General features: G+C 71.6%; 8 protein-coding genes. 4 read left to right on the plus strand and 4 right to left on the minus strand.

Annotated features, from left to right (window positions below; translation table 11 throughout):
* Positions 1-109 precede the first annotated feature (109 nt).
* The gene (locus tag ABT001_RS29735; RefSeq protein WP_351283787.1) at positions 110-526 is read right to left on the minus strand and encodes an Rv3235 family protein; all 417 of its coding nucleotides are present in this window, start codon (positions 524-526) and stop codon (positions 110-112) included.
* Between the two features lie 280 nt (positions 527-806).
* On the opposite strand from ABT001_RS29735, the gene ABT001_RS29740 reads away from it, so the two are divergent.
* The 3 genes from ABT001_RS29740 to ABT001_RS29750 all read left to right on the plus strand — a co-directional run bounded on the left by ABT001_RS29740 (position 807) and on the right by ABT001_RS29750 (position 7,492).
* Entirely contained in the window at positions 807-1,313 is a 507-nt protein-coding gene (locus tag ABT001_RS29740) for a DUF6912 family protein (protein ID WP_351283789.1), read from the plus strand.
* Positions 1,314-1,387: 74 nt separating this feature from the next.
* Positions 1,388-2,059 carry an HAD family hydrolase gene (locus ABT001_RS29745; RefSeq protein ID WP_351283792.1) on the plus strand — a complete coding sequence of 224 codons (672 nt, stop codon included), beginning with the start codon at positions 1,388-1,390 and terminating at the stop codon, positions 2,057-2,059.
* Positions 2,060-2,455: 396 nt separating this feature from the next.
* Positions 2,456-7,492 carry an NAD-glutamate dehydrogenase gene (locus ABT001_RS29750; protein ID WP_351283795.1) on the plus strand — a complete coding sequence of 1,679 codons (5,037 nt, stop codon included), beginning with the start codon at positions 2,456-2,458 and terminating at the stop codon, positions 7,490-7,492.
* An 87-nt stretch (positions 7,493-7,579) separates the two neighbouring features.
* On the opposite strand, the gene ABT001_RS29755 is transcribed toward ABT001_RS29750, so the two are convergent.
* Together ABT001_RS29755 and ABT001_RS29760 are read right to left on the minus strand one after the other, a co-directional pair.
* Positions 7,580-8,362: an ABC transporter ATP-binding protein gene (locus ABT001_RS29755; RefSeq protein WP_351283838.1), complete on the minus strand. Its 783-nt coding sequence runs from the start codon at positions 8,360-8,362 to the stop codon at positions 7,580-7,582.
* Between the two features lie 10 nt (positions 8,363-8,372).
* Complete coding sequence (locus ABT001_RS29760) at positions 8,373-9,314, minus strand: ABC transporter permease (RefSeq protein ID WP_351283797.1); 942 nt, start codon at positions 9,312-9,314, stop codon at positions 8,373-8,375.
* Positions 9,315-9,455: 141 nt separating this feature from the next.
* Between ABT001_RS29760 and ABT001_RS29765 the strand changes: the two genes are divergently transcribed.
* On the plus strand, positions 9,456-10,061 hold the full coding sequence (locus ABT001_RS29765) for a TetR/AcrR family transcriptional regulator (RefSeq protein WP_187281936.1): 606 nt from the start codon (positions 9,456-9,458) through the stop codon (positions 10,059-10,061).
* Here the strand turns inward: ABT001_RS29765 and ABT001_RS29770 are convergent.
* A complete protein-coding gene (locus ABT001_RS29770; RefSeq protein WP_351283800.1) occupies positions 10,051-13,410 on the minus strand; it encodes a CDP-glycerol glycerophosphotransferase family protein in 3,360 nt (1,119 codons plus the stop codon). The genes ABT001_RS29765 and ABT001_RS29770 overlap by 11 nt on opposite strands.
* Positions 13,411-13,432 lie beyond the last annotated feature (22 nt).

Genomic DNA, 13,432 nt, shown 5'->3' on the forward strand with positions numbered 1-13,432 from the left:
GGGGGGCGGCGGCTGCGGCCCGCTGGGGCCGTTGTGCGGCCCTTGCGGGGTATGTCCGCGGCGGGCCGGCCCTGCTGGCTCGTGCGGGGGCCGTGCGGCGGCTGCCCGGTCATCTGACGGCCGGAAGGCGTTCGCCGCCCAGGTCGATCGCGGCGCAGCGCCAGCGGAGGTCGGGGCCCTGTTCCAGGCGGAAGGCCATGGCGCGGACCTGCCCGCCCGTGGCGATGCTGGCGAAGGCCTCGACCACGCCGGTGGCTGGCTGCGTGCCGTGGCAGGTGCGTACGGCCGGGCGCCTGCAGCCCGCGCCGAGTGGTGCGTCAGGGGCGAGCTCGGCGAGCTGGTCGTAGGCCTCGCCGATCGTGTGGCCGAGCATCCAGTGCACCGGGCGCTGGCCGCTGAGGACGGCGAGCAGGCGCTCGGCGAACCACTGGTGCGGCCGCAGCGGCAGCCGGGGCCGTTGCGCCGGTACGGTGCCCGGCCTGCTGCGGTCGCGTCGGCCGGCCGGCCTCGTCCTGTCCGTGCTCATGCTGGTAGCCCCCGTGGCTGCGGTTCGGCCGCCCGGCGAGTACCGGGCGGTAACTTTTGCTGGGGATCTTCTACGGGTCCGGTCCTCGGGCCCGCAAGCGGCGGTGGGCGCCCTTCGGGCACGCGGCGTGTTCACCTATCCGGGTGCTCGGGCCCACGCCGCAAGGGAACAGCGGGGGTGACGGCCGTCACGGGGTGGACGGTGCCGGGTGGATCGGCAACCCCGAAGGGGGACGTCGCACGTATCCTGAGGGCGTCATCGACTACGAAAGCGGTCAGCCATGCGTGTGTACGTCCCCCTGACCCTCTCCGGTCTCGCCACGGCGCACGGGGCGGGCCAGGTCGGTCCGGGGCCGTTGACCGCCTACGCGGTGACGCCCGGTCTGCGCGAGTGGTACGTCTCCGACGACATCGAGGAGCTGGAGTACGCGGCGCTGAACCGGGCCGCCTCCGCCTCCCTGCGGCTGATCGCGGGCCGTCCCGAGGAGCCCCGGCGCAGGGTCGTCGTCGCCCTCGACGTGCCGGACGGATCGGCGGTCGCCGATCCGGACCACGCCCTGGACGCGTCGTCGCTCGGCGAGGTGCGGATCGCGGACGCGGTGGCGCTAGCGAAGGCCGCCGCGGTCCACGTGGACGCCGACGACGCCGAGAAGGACGTCGCCGCGGCGGCCGCGGCGCTGGGTGCGGCTGACCAGGGCGACGGTGACGCCCAGTTCACCGTGGACGGCGCGGAGGACCACGAGCTGCTGTGGTTCGGAATCCAGGAGATCCCCGGCCTGATCGCCTGATCGCCTGGCGTCCTGCGGGCCGGTGCTGATGCCGTGTCCGGGTGGCTGTCGTACCCGGCGGGTATTTTCTGTCCATGGCGACATCCGGGAAGCACCGCACACATCTGGTCTGGGACTGGAACGGCACCCTGCTCGACGACATCCACGCGGTCCTCGGGGCGACGAACGCCGCCTTCGCGGAGGTCGACCTGGAGCCGCTCACCCTGGAGCAGTACCGCGAGACGTACTGCGTGCCGATACCCAGGTTCTACGAGCGGCTCATGGGCAGGCTGCCCACTCCCGCCGAGTGGGAGCGGATGGACGGCCTCTTCCACCGGCACTACACGGAGCAGCGGGTTGCCTGTGGGCTGACCGAGGGTGTCGAGGAGCTGCTGGCCCGGTGGGTGACCGGCGGCCGCAGCCAGTCGTTGCTGAGCATGTACGGCCATGAGCAGCTGGTCCCGGTGGTGCGTGGCTACGGCATCGAGCGTCATTTCGTACGCGTCGACGGCCGCACGGGTCCTTCCGGCGGGAGCAAGGCGCAGCACATGGAGCGTCACTTCGCGGTGCTCGGGGACATCGCTCCCGAGTCCGCGGTGGTCATCGGTGACGCGGTGGACGACGCCGTGGCCGCGGCCCACGTGGGTGCGCGCGCCGTGCTCTACACCGGCGGTTCGCACAGCCGCAGCAGCCTTGAGGCCGCCGGTGTGCCCGTGGTGGACACCCTGGCGGAGGCCGTCGCCCTGGCCGAACTGATGGCGGACTGAGGACCGGGCGGCGTACGGCTGAGCACATCTGCCCGGGCGCGTGACCCTACGTTGCGGGAACGATTCGTTGCGATGTCCACAGTGTCAAACTTCGAGGTCTTCTTTTGTACATATGCAGCTCATGACGGTTGTGGGTGCAAGAGGGATAGCCTGGTGCCGTGATCAGCGCGATACGCCTCGGGGGCAGCGAAGCCCCCGGCCTGCGCCCGGAGTGCCACAGCACCCGGGCGATGCGTGATCTCCACGTCCCGGGCCTTCTGTCGAAAATGGCGGATACGGCCCCGGGCATCTCCCCAGGCGGCATAGCGTCGACCTCGACCGGATACCCCGCGTCGTGGCGGTACGCCGTCTTTCTCACCTACGTCACGCAACGGCGCGCGACAGGAGCCAGAGGACATGCAGACCAAGCTGGACGAAGCCAAGGCCGAGCTGCTCGCACGGGCGGCCCGGGTAGCTGACAACAGTCCGGGCGGTGGTGTCGGCGGGCCGGGAGGTGGCCTCCGGGTGCACCTCGCCGAAGGCGCCGGCACCGAAGCGGAGGACGGCACCGGGGCCGGCCGGCAGGAACAGCCGGGCCGGGAGACGCTGCTCGCCTATTTCCAGCGCTACTACCTGCACACCGCTCCGGAGGACATCACCGACCGGGACCCGGTCGACGTCTTCGGGGCCGCTTCCTCGCACTACCGTCTCGCCGAGAACCGCCCGCAGGGCACCGCGAACGTCCGGGTGCACACCCCGACCGTCGAGGAGAACGGCTGGACGAGCAGCCACTCCGTCGTCGAGGTCGTCACCGACGACATGCCCTTCCTGGTCGATTCGGTCACCAACGAACTGTCCCGGCAGGGCCGCGGCATCCACCTCGTGATCCATCCGCAGGTCGTCGTCCGCCGCGACGTCGCCGGCAAGCTGATCGAGGTGTTCGCCGACGACCCCGCCAGGAGCCCCGGCGGGAAGCGGTCGGGCGGCCGTAAGGCGGCCGGGGCCGCGCTGCCGCACGACGCGCTCGTCGAGTCCTGGATCCACGTCGAGATCGACCGGGAGACGGACCGCGCGGACCTGAAGCAGATCACCGCCGATCTGCTGCGCGTCCTGTCCGACGTGCGGGAGACCGTCGAGGACTGGGAGAAGATGCGCGACGCCGCCCTGCGGATCGCCGACGACCTCCCGTCGGAGCCGCTCGACGACCTGGGGGACGAGGAGGTCGAGGAGGCCCGTGAGCTGCTGCGCTGGCTCGCAGCCGACCACTTCACCTTCCTCGGGTACCGGGAGTACGAGCTCCGTGACTCCGACGCTCTGACGGCCGTTCCCGGTACCGGTCTCGGCATTCTGCGCTCCGACCCGAAGCACAGCGAGGACGAGGCGCACCCGGTGAGCCCGTCCTTCGACCGGCTGCCCGCCGACGCCAGGGCCAAGGCGAGGGAGCACAAGCTCCTCGTCCTGACGAAGGCGAACAGCAGGGCGACCGTGCACCGCCCCAGCTACCTGGACTACGTCGGGGTGAAGAAGTTCGACGCCGACGGCAACGTCGTGGGCGAGCGGCGCTTCCTCGGACTGTTCTCCTCCGCCGCGTACACCGAGTCGGTGCGCCGGGTGCCCGTGGTGCGCCGCAAGGTCGCCGAGGTGCTGGAGGGTGCGGGCTTCACGCCCAACAGCCACGACGGCCGCGACCTGCTCCAGATCCTGGAGACGTACCCGCGCGACGAGCTCTTTCAGACGCCCGTCGACCAGCTGCGTTCCATCGTCACCTCCGTGCTGTACCTCCAGGAGCGCCGCCGGCTGCGGCTCTACCTGCGGCAGGACGAGTACGGGCGCTACTACTCCGCGCTCGTCTACCTGCCGCGTGACCGCTACACCACCGGCGTGAGGCTCCGCCTGATCGACATCCTCAAGGAGGAACTGGGCGGCACCAGCGTCGACTTCACGGCCTGGAACACGGAGTCGATCCTCTCCCGGCTGCACTTCGTCGTCCGGGTCCCGCCGGGCACCGAGCTGTCGCACCTCACCGACGCGGACGCGGACCGCATCGAGGCGCGCCTCGTCGAGGCCGCCCGCTCCTGGGCCGACGGTTTCCAGGAGGCGCTGAACGCGGAGTGCGGCGAGGAGCGTGCCGCAGAGCTGCTGCGCCGTTACGGACACTCGTTCCCCGAGGGCTACAAGGCGGATCACTCGCCGCGCGCAGCCGTGGCCGACCTGGTCCACCTGGAGGAACTCAAGAGCGAGGGCAAGGACTTCGCGCTCAGCCTGTACGAGCCGGTCGGCGCGGCGCCCGCCGAGCGCCGGTTCAAGATCTACCGGACCGGCGAGCAGGTCTCGCTGTCCGCCGTCCTCCCCGCGCTCCAGCGGCTCGGTGTCGAGGTCGTCGACGAACGCCCGTACGAGCTGCGCTGCGCCGACCGCACGCACGCCTGGATCTACGACTTCGGGCTGCGTCTGCCGAAGAAGACCGCGGGCAGCGGCGACCACCTGGCCGATGACGCCCGGGACCGTTTCCAGGAGGCGTTCGCGGCCATCTGGACGGGCGAGGCGGAGAACGACGGCTTCAACTCCCTGGTCCTGGGCGCCGGTCTCGACTGGCGGCAGGCCATGGTGCTGCGCGCCTACGCGAAGTACCTGCGCCAGGCTGGTTCGACCTTCAGCCAGGACTACATGGAGGACACCCTCCGCAACAACGTCCACACCACCCGGCTGCTGGTCTCCCTCTTCGAGGCCCGGATGTCCCCGGCCCGGCAGAAGGCGGGTACGGAGCTGACGGACGGGCTGCTGGAGGAGCTGGACGGAGCCCTCGACCAGGTCGCCTCGCTGGACGAGGACCGGATCCTGCGGTCCTTCCTCACCGTCATCAAGGCCACGCTGCGGACCAACTACTTCCAGCTGGCCGACGACCACGAGCCGCACGGCTACGTCTCGATGAAGTTCGACCCGCAGGCCATCCCGGACCTCCCGGCACCGCGCCCGGCGTACGAGATCTGGGTCTACTCGCCGCGCGTCGAGGGCGTCCACCTGCGCTTCGGCAAGGTCGCCCGCGGCGGGCTGCGCTGGTCGGACCGGAGGGAGGACTTCCGTACGGAGATCCTCGGCCTGGTCAAGGCGCAGATGGTCAAGAACACCGTGATCGTGCCGGTGGGCGCCAAGGGCGGCTTCGTCGCCAAGCAGCTGCCCGACCCGGCGGTGGACCGTGACGCCTGGCTCGCCGAGGGCATCGCCTGCTACAAGATCTTCATCTCGGCGCTGCTCGACATCACCGACAACATGGTGACGGGTGAGGTCGTGCACCCCGCCGAGGTCGTCCGGCACGACGAGGACGACACCTACCTCGTCGTCGCCGCCGACAAGGGGACCGCGAGCTTCTCCGACATCGCCAACGACGTCGCCGTCGCGTACGGCTTCTGGCTCGGCGACGCCTTCGCCTCCGGAGGCTCGGCCGGTTACGACCACAAGGGCATGGGCATCACGGCCCGCGGTGCCTGGGAGTCCGTGAAGCGGCACTTCCGCGAGCTGGGCCACGACACCCAGACCGAGGACTTCACCGTCGTCGGTGTCGGCGACATGTCCGGTGACGTCTTCGGCAACGGCATGCTGCTCTCCGAGCACATCCGGCTCGTCGCGGCCTTCGACCACCGGCACATCTTCATCGACCCGAATCCGGATGCCGCGACCTCGTTCGCCGAGCGGCGCCGGCTGTTCGACCTGCCGCGCAGCTCCTGGGCGGACTACAACAAGGACCTGCTGTCCGCGGGCGGCGGCATCCACCCGCGTTCCGCCAAGTCGATCCCGGTCAACGCGCACATCCGCGCGGCGCTCGGCATCGACTCGAAGGTCACGAAGATGACGCCCGCCGAGCTGATGCAGAACATCCTCAAGGCGTCGGTCGACCTCGTGTGGAACGGCGGCATCGGTACGTACATCAAGTCGACGGCCGAATCGAACGCCGATGTCGGCGACAAGGCCAACGACTCGATCCGCGTCAACGGGGCGGACCTGCGGGCCCGTGTCGTCGGTGAGGGCGGCAACCTCGGCGCCACCCAGCTCGGCCGGATCGAGTTCGCCCGGGCGGGCGGCCGGATCAACACCGACGCGATCGACAACAGCGCCGGTGTGGACACCTCCGACCACGAGGTGAACATCAAGATCCTGCTCAACGGTCTGGTCCGGGACGGCGACATGACCGTCAAGCAGCGCAACAAGGTGCTCGCGGAGATGACCGACGAGGTCGGACAGCTCGTCCTGCGCAACAACTACGCGCAGAACGTCGCGCTCTCCAACGCCTGCGCCCAGGCGCCGTCACTCCTCCACGCCCACCAGCGCTTCATGCGCCGGCTCGGCCGCGAGGGGCACCTGGACCGTGCGCTGGAGTTCCTCCCGAACGACCGCCAGATCCGTGAGCTGCTGAACCACGGCAAGGGCCTCAGCCAGCCCGAGCTGGCCGTGCTGCTCGCCTACACCAAGATCACGGCAGCGGAGGAGCTGATCTCCACCAGCCTGCCGGACGACGCGCATCTGCAGGAGTTGGTGCACGCCTACTTCCCGAAGCAGCTGAGCGAGCGGTTCCCCGAGGCGGTCGACGGGCACGCCCTGCGCCGCGAGATCATCACGACGGTGCTCGTCAACGACACGGTGAACACGGGTGGTTCGACGTTCCTGCACCGGCTGCGGGAGGAGACGGGCGCCTCCCTGGAGGAGATCGTGCGGGCCCAGTTCGCCGCCCGCGAGATCTTCGGCCTCTCCAAGGTGTGGGACGCCGTGGAGGCGCTCGACAACACGGTGGCCGCGGATGTGCAGACCCGGCTCCGGCTGCACTCGCGCCGGCTCGTCGAGCGGGGCTCGCGCTGGCTGCTCGGCAACCGGCCGCAGCCGGTCGGGATCGCGGAGACCATCGAGTTCTTCCGCGACGGGGTCGAACGCGTCTGGAACGAGCTGCCCAAGCTGCTCAGGGGCGCCGACATCGAGTGGTACCAGTCGATCCTCGACGAGCTCACCTCGGCCGGCGTCCCCGACGAGCTGGCGGGGCGGGTGGCGGGCTTCTCGTCGGCCTTCCCGGCGCTGGACATCGTGGCGATCGCGGACCGTACGGACAAGGACCCGCTGGCCGTCGCCGAGGTGTACTACGACCTCGCCGACCGGCTGGGGATCACCCAGCTGATGGACCGGATCATCGAGCTGCCGCGGGCCGACCGCTGGCAGTCCATGGCCCGCGCCTCCATCCGCGAGGACCTGTACGCCGCGCACGCCGCGCTGACGTCGGACGTGCTGTCCGTCGGTAACGGCACGTCTTCGCCCGAGCAGCGCTTCAAGGCCTGGGAGGAGAAGAACGCGGCGATCCTGGCGCGTTCGCGTTCCACACTGGAGGAGATCCGGAGCTCGGACTCCTTCGACCTGGCGAACCTGTCGGTGGCCATGCGGACGATGCGGACCCTGCTGCGTACGCACGCCTGACCCGACGCGGCCGAGCGAGCCGCGACAGCACAGAGCCGTCCGCCGGACGGGCCGACCGGGCCCGTCCGGCGGACGGCTCTCACCGCGTCACTTCTTGGGGTTCTTGGCCTTCGCGGGCCCGGTGAACTCCTCGTACGCGGCCACGACCTCCTTGGCAGGGCCGTCCATCCGCAGGGTGCCCGCCTCCAGCCATATCGCCCGGTCACAGGTGTCGGTGATCGACCTGTTGCTGTGGCTGACCAGGAACACCGTGCCGGCCTCCTCACGGAGCTCCATGATCCGGTCCTTGCTGCGCCGCTGGAACTTCGCGTCGCCCGTGGACAGCGCCTCGTCGATCAGCAGGACGTCATGGCTCTTGGCGGCCGCGATGGAGAAGCGCAGCCTGGCCCCCATGCCGGAGGAGTAGGTGCGCATGGGCAGGGTGATGAAGTCGCCCTTCTCGTTGATGCCGGAGAAGTCGACGATGTCCTGGTAGCGCTCGCGGATCTGTTCGCGCGTCATGCCCATGGCGAGGCCGCCGAGCACCACGTTCCGCTCCCCGGTGAGGTCGCTCATCAGGGCGGCGTTCACGCCGAGCAGCGAGGGCTGGCCCTGGGTGTGGACCCGGCCCTTCGACGGGGGCAGCAGCCCCGCGATCGCCTTGAGGAGCGTCGACTTCCCGGAGCCGTTGGAGCCGATCAGGCCGATGGCCTCGCCCTTGTACGCGGCGAAGCTGACGCCCTTCACGGCGTGCACCTGGCGTGCGCCCCGTGGCTGTCGGCGGGACACGATCCGGTTCAGGGCGGAGGTGGCGCTGCCCCTGCCGGTGCGGGCGCCGTTGACCGTGTAGGTGATGTGGACGTCGTCGACGACGACGGTGGGTACACGCATGTCGGGGGTGTCAGCCACGTCCGTACCGCTCCTCGGCCTTCCAGAAGTACACGAATCCGCCGATGCCGCAGACGAGCGCCCAGCCCGTCGCGACGGCCCACACGTGCGGGGGCAGCTGCGCGCCGGTGAAGCTGTCGATCAGGGCGTAGCGCACCAGGTCGATGTAGACGGCTGCCGGGTTGCACTCCAGCGCCAGCAGGACCAGGCGGGGCACCCGGTCGGTGGTGAGGAGGGTGTCGAGGCTCCACATGACGCCCGAGGCGTACATCCAGGTGCGCAGGACGAAGGGGGTCAGCTGGGCGATGTCGGGGGTCTTGGCGGCCAGCCGGGCCATGACCATCGAGATGCCGGTGTTGAACAGGGCCTGCAGGGCGAGCGCGGGGATCGCCAGCAGCCAGGACGGCCTCGGGTACTGGCCGAACACGAGGAGGATCAGGAACAGCGCGCCCAGGGAGAACATCAGTTGCTGGAGCTGCTGGATGGCCAGCGCGATCGGCAGGGACGCGCGGGGGAAGTGCAGGGCCCGGACGAGTCCGGTGTTGCCGCTGATGGCCCGGGTGCCGGCCGTGATGGAGCTGGCGGTGAAGGTCCAGATGAAGACCCCGGTGACGAGGAAGGGCACGTAGTCGGGGACTCCGTGCTTGGTGTTCATCAGGACGCCGAAGATGAAGTAGTAGACCGTCGCGTTGAGTAGCGGGGTCATGATCTGCCAGATCTGGCCGAGCTTCGCCTGGCTGTACTGCGCGGTCAGCTTGGCCGTGGCGAAGGCGGTGATGAAGTGCCTGCGCCCCCAGAGCTGCCGCACGTACGCACCGAGCGTGGGCCGGGCCCCGCTGACCGTCAGCCCGTGCCGGGCCGCGAGCGCGGCCAGCTCGCCTGGTTCGTACGAGGGGAGGAGGGCGGGAGATGCGGTGTCCACCGGGGCCGGCGGGGCTGCTGTCTGGCTCACCACGGTCGCTTTCGACGGGAGGCGGGGGGATCGGGGCGAACGGGCCGTCCGGATGGGACGGCACCGTATCGTCGCAACGCTGACAGTAGGACGTTTGTGCGTCGCAACGCAACCGTTTCGTCGTTACGGTCTATCATTCGGGCCATGACCACCGAACGGCGAACCGGGCGCCGCACCCCGGCAGGTGCCGCGGTGCTGCGGGAGGACGTGACCGACGCGATCCGCGGCGCCGTCTTCGAGGAGCTGGCCGCCGTGGGTTTCGCGCGGATGTCGATCGAGGGCATCGCCCGGCGCGCGGGGGTGGGCAAGACGGCCGTGTACCGCCGCTGGAAGTCCAAGCTGCACCTCGTCCTGGACCTGGTCGCGGCCGTCGCGGCGCAGGGCATGCCGGCCCCGGCGACCGGGTCGCTGTACGGGGATGTGCGCGCCGTCCTCGAACTGGCGGCGTACGCCCTGCGCCACCCCGTCGCCTCGCAGGTGATCCCCGACCTGCTGGTCGAGGCGGCCCGCAACCCGGAGATCTCCGAAGCCATCAAGGCCGCCCTGCTGGATCAGCAGCAGGGGGTGGCCGCCGTGGTCGTACGGGCGGCGGTGGCGCGCGGCGAGCTGCCCGAGGGCAGTGACCCCGACCGTGCGCTGGACCTCATCGTCGGACCGCTGTACTGGCGCCTCGTCGTGGTCCGCGGCGATCTCCCCAAGGGGTACCTGGACGACCTCGCGGCCTCGGCGGTCCGGGCGCTCAAGGCCTGACGGGGCCCGGGGACAGCAGCCGGTCAACGACGCGGCGGGCCGCTCCGCCGTCGGCGGGACCGCAGTGGTCCCGCCGGAAGCTCTCGTACGCCTCCGCGTGCAGCTCCCTCGACGCCGGTGTGCCTCGCAGGGCCTGCGCCACCTCATCGGTGGTGACGAGCAGCGGTCCCGGGGCGCGGGTCTCGAAGTCCAGGCAGAAGCCGCGCACGGTGTCCCTGTAGTGCTCCAGGTCGTACGTGTGGAAGAGCATCGGGCGGCCGGTGTGCGCGAATCCGAACATGAGGCCCGAGTAGTCGGTGACCAGGACGTCGGCGATCAGCAGGAGTTCGGTGGCGTCCGGGTGCGCCGACGCGTCGCGCAGGGCGGGGTGCACCGGCACGCTGCCGGTCACCAGGGGGTGCCTGCGCACCAGCACGGTGGTGCGGCCGTCCAGGGACCGGGCCAGTGCGGGCAGGTCGAGCGCCGGGTCCCAGCGGTACAGCGGGTCGGATCCGCCGGTCCCGGCGGACGGCGGGTGCGCGAGGTGATCACGGTACGTCGGCGCGTACAGCACCACGCGGTGGCCGTCCGGGATGCCAAGCCCACGGCGTACCCGCTCGGCCGTCTTCTCCCGGCCGGGTGCGGACAGCAGGTCGTCGGCCGGGCAGCCCGCCTCCAGCACCTCGCCGCGGTAGGCCAGCGCGCGGCGGAGGAGCGGGGTGGCGAAGGCGCTGGGGGAGAGCAGCAGCGACCACTGGGCGGAGCGGTGCGCGAGGGTGGCGAGGTCCTGGTGATCGGCGTACAGGGTCCCGGTCAGGTCCAGACCGAACCGGCCGAGCGGGGAGCCGTGCCAGGTCTGTACGACGGTCTGGTCCGGCCGGCGCTCGAACCAGACGGGCAGCTGCCCGGCAGCGACGATCCGGCGGGCCCGCGCCAGCGCCTCGTACCAGGCGGTGCTGTGCGCCACGACGGGGACGGCGGTGGGCGGGACACGGGTCGTGGCGCCCTCGGACCCGTCGGTGACCCAGAGGTGCTCGACCTCCGTGCTCCGGCGCACGAGCTCGGCGTGCACGGCGCGCGGGGAGCCCTCACCGGTGTAGAGCACCGCGTCCCGGAGCGGCAGCCGGCGCTGCGCCGGGTAGTGCGCCGTCCGGAGCCGGCCCTGGCGGTACGCGCTCCGCTCGGTGTCGTCGAGCGGAGGCGCGCTGTGCACGGTCAGCCGGTCACCGTGACGGCGGTCGAGGCGGAAGCGGGCGCCGACGGTGCTCCCCGCGCTCATCGGCAGGGCGGCGGCGAGCGCCGTGCCGACGCGCACCGGGCGGCCGTCCAGGAGCACCTCCCAGTCGCCGTCACGGGGAGGCCGGGCGAGCACGGCCGCGAAGCGGTCGGCCTGACGTACGACAGGGAGTGGCAGCGTCTCGCCGAGGGTGCTGTGCCGCAGCACGAGTGCGCCGGACCCCGCCCCCTCGATCCGCAGCCCGCCGTCCGGTGCGGGCCTCGCGCGGTCCACGAGCGGTTCGCCGGAGACGTCCACCACCAGTCGGCCCCCGGCGTCCGCGAAGGCGGGCGGCGGCAGCTCCGGGGACGCGGCGAGCGGTACGCGGACACCGTCGGCCAGGAGCGAGGCCCGCCACCGGGCCCCGGGACCGTGCGCGGAGGCGGGCGTGGCGAGCGCGGCGAGCGGGATCCGGGTGCCGAAGCCGTCCCCGCCGTCGCAGCGCACCGGGCAGACGTGCTCCTCGGCCCCGTCACGGCTCAGCACGAGGGCCGTCGGCCGGGCGGCGTCCCCGTACAGCCGGCCGGTCAGCTCCAGGGAGTCCGGCCCGAGGTCGTGGCCGGTGGCCACCGCGGGCAGCCGGGTCACGGTCAGTCGCAGCCTGCCGTCCTGGTAGCCGAGCACCGCGCGCAGCCCTTCGCCCAGGTCGTGGACCAGCGGCTGCGAGGCCGCGGCCTCCACGGCGCGCAGCGCGGCCCGTCGTACGACGCCGTGTCCGGCCACCACCACGCCCACCAGCCAGGCGCCCGGACCCAGCCGCTCCGGGTCGAGGACCATCTCGAAGCCCGCGTAGCCGTAGTCGTGCAGCTCCTGGCCGGAGTCCACGGTGGCGCGGTCCGTCCGGACCGTGCGCACCGGCACGGCCCGCGGCCGTCCGCCGGCCGCCTCCCGCACCAGGCCGGCCTTCAGCGAGTGCCGGGCCGCCCGCGCCGGGAGGTTGCGGATGTACGCGTATCCGCGCAGCCGCAGCCTGCCGTCCTCGCCCCACGACGCCTCCACCAGCCGTGCCACGGCGGGCAGGTCACCCTTGCCGAGCCGCACCCCGGGGCCCGCCACGACGCCGGGGTGCACGGCGCGCCGCCGGCCCGGGGGGCCCGCGACGGTGAACGTGCCCGTCCCGTTGGCCCGTTCGAACTTCAGCAGGGCCAGCAGTTCACCGGCCCTGCGCTCGCGCACCAGCTGCCAGCGGACGCGCGCCTCGGCCGGGAGCCCGGCCAGGGCCGCGTCGCCCACCCGGTCGAGGAAGGCGCCCGCGTCCGCCATGAACGCCGAGCGGTAGTCGGGCCCGCCCATGGGCAGCCCCTCCAGGAAGTACACGAAGTCGTCGCGCAGGCACGAGGTGTCGTAGCGCGGTCGCTGCGCGGCGTCACGGTCCGCGAGGAAGGCGCTGACCTGTTCACAGGCCGCGATCCGGTCCCGCACCCCCCGTACGTCCGTACGCCGCCGGGTGATCGATCCCTCCCGCACCCGCCAGTGGTAGACGTGTCCGTGCAGCACGTCCACCGACTCGGCCAGGTAGTGCGCCGGGATCATCACCGGCGTGTCCTCGTAGAGCTTGCCCACGGGGAAGGTGAAGGCGTGCCGGTCCCAGAAGGAGCGCCGGAACACCTTGTTCCAGGCGACCCGGTCGGCCAGCAGCCGGGGGTCGCGGGTGATGTGCGTGCGGAGCCGGTCGGAGGTCAGCCAGCGGTACTGCCAGGCCTGCCGCCTTCCCCGCTCGTCGACACGCCACACATTGCCCGTCACCAGGTCCGATCCGGTCGACTCCAGGGACGCCAGCATCCGTTCGTACGCGTCCGGGACCACCACGTCGTCGCTGTCGGCGAACGCCAGGTACGGGACACCGGCCGTGGTGTGGGCGACCCCCGTGTTGCGGGCCGCGCTCAGGCCCGCGTTGGCCTGGTGGACACAGCGGAAGCGGTCGTCCCGGGCGGCGAACTCGTCGGCGATCCTGCCGCTCCCGTCCGTCGAGCCGTCGTCGACGAGCACCACCTCGATGTCCTTCAGGGACTGTCCCGCCAGCGAGGCCAGGCACTCCTCCAGATAGTCCTCGACGTTGTGCACCGGGACGACGACGCTGAGGAGTGGCTTCATGGACGGCTCAACCCGGGGGAGC

Source organism: Streptomyces sp. NPDC002793 (assembly GCF_040295485.1).
In the GTDB taxonomy this organism is placed as follows: Bacteria; Actinomycetota; Actinomycetes; order Streptomycetales; family Streptomycetaceae; genus Streptomyces.

Coding starts and splice junctions, on each gene's coding strand:
- ABT001_RS29740 (WP_351283789.1), top strand. CDS start 807: ATGCGTGTGTACGTCCCCCTGACCCTCTCCGGTCTCGCCACGGCGCAC.
- ABT001_RS29745 (WP_351283792.1), top strand. CDS start 1,388: ATGGCGACATCCGGGAAGCACCGCACACATCTGGTCTGGGACTGGAAC.
- ABT001_RS29765 (WP_187281936.1), top strand. CDS start 9,456: ATGACCACCGAACGGCGAACCGGGCGCCGCACCCCGGCAGGTGCCGCG.
- ABT001_RS29755 (WP_351283838.1), bottom strand. CDS start 8,362: ATGCGTGTACCCACCGTCGTCGTCGACGACGTCCACATCACCTACACG.
- ABT001_RS29735 (WP_351283787.1), bottom strand. CDS start 526: ATGAGCACGGACAGGACGAGGCCGGCCGGCCGACGCGACCGCAGCAGG.
- ABT001_RS29750 (WP_351283795.1), top strand. CDS start 2,456: ATGCAGACCAAGCTGGACGAAGCCAAGGCCGAGCTGCTCGCACGGGCG.
- ABT001_RS29770 (WP_351283800.1), bottom strand. CDS start 13,410: ATGAAGCCACTCCTCAGCGTCGTCGTCCCGGTGCACAACGTCGAGGAC.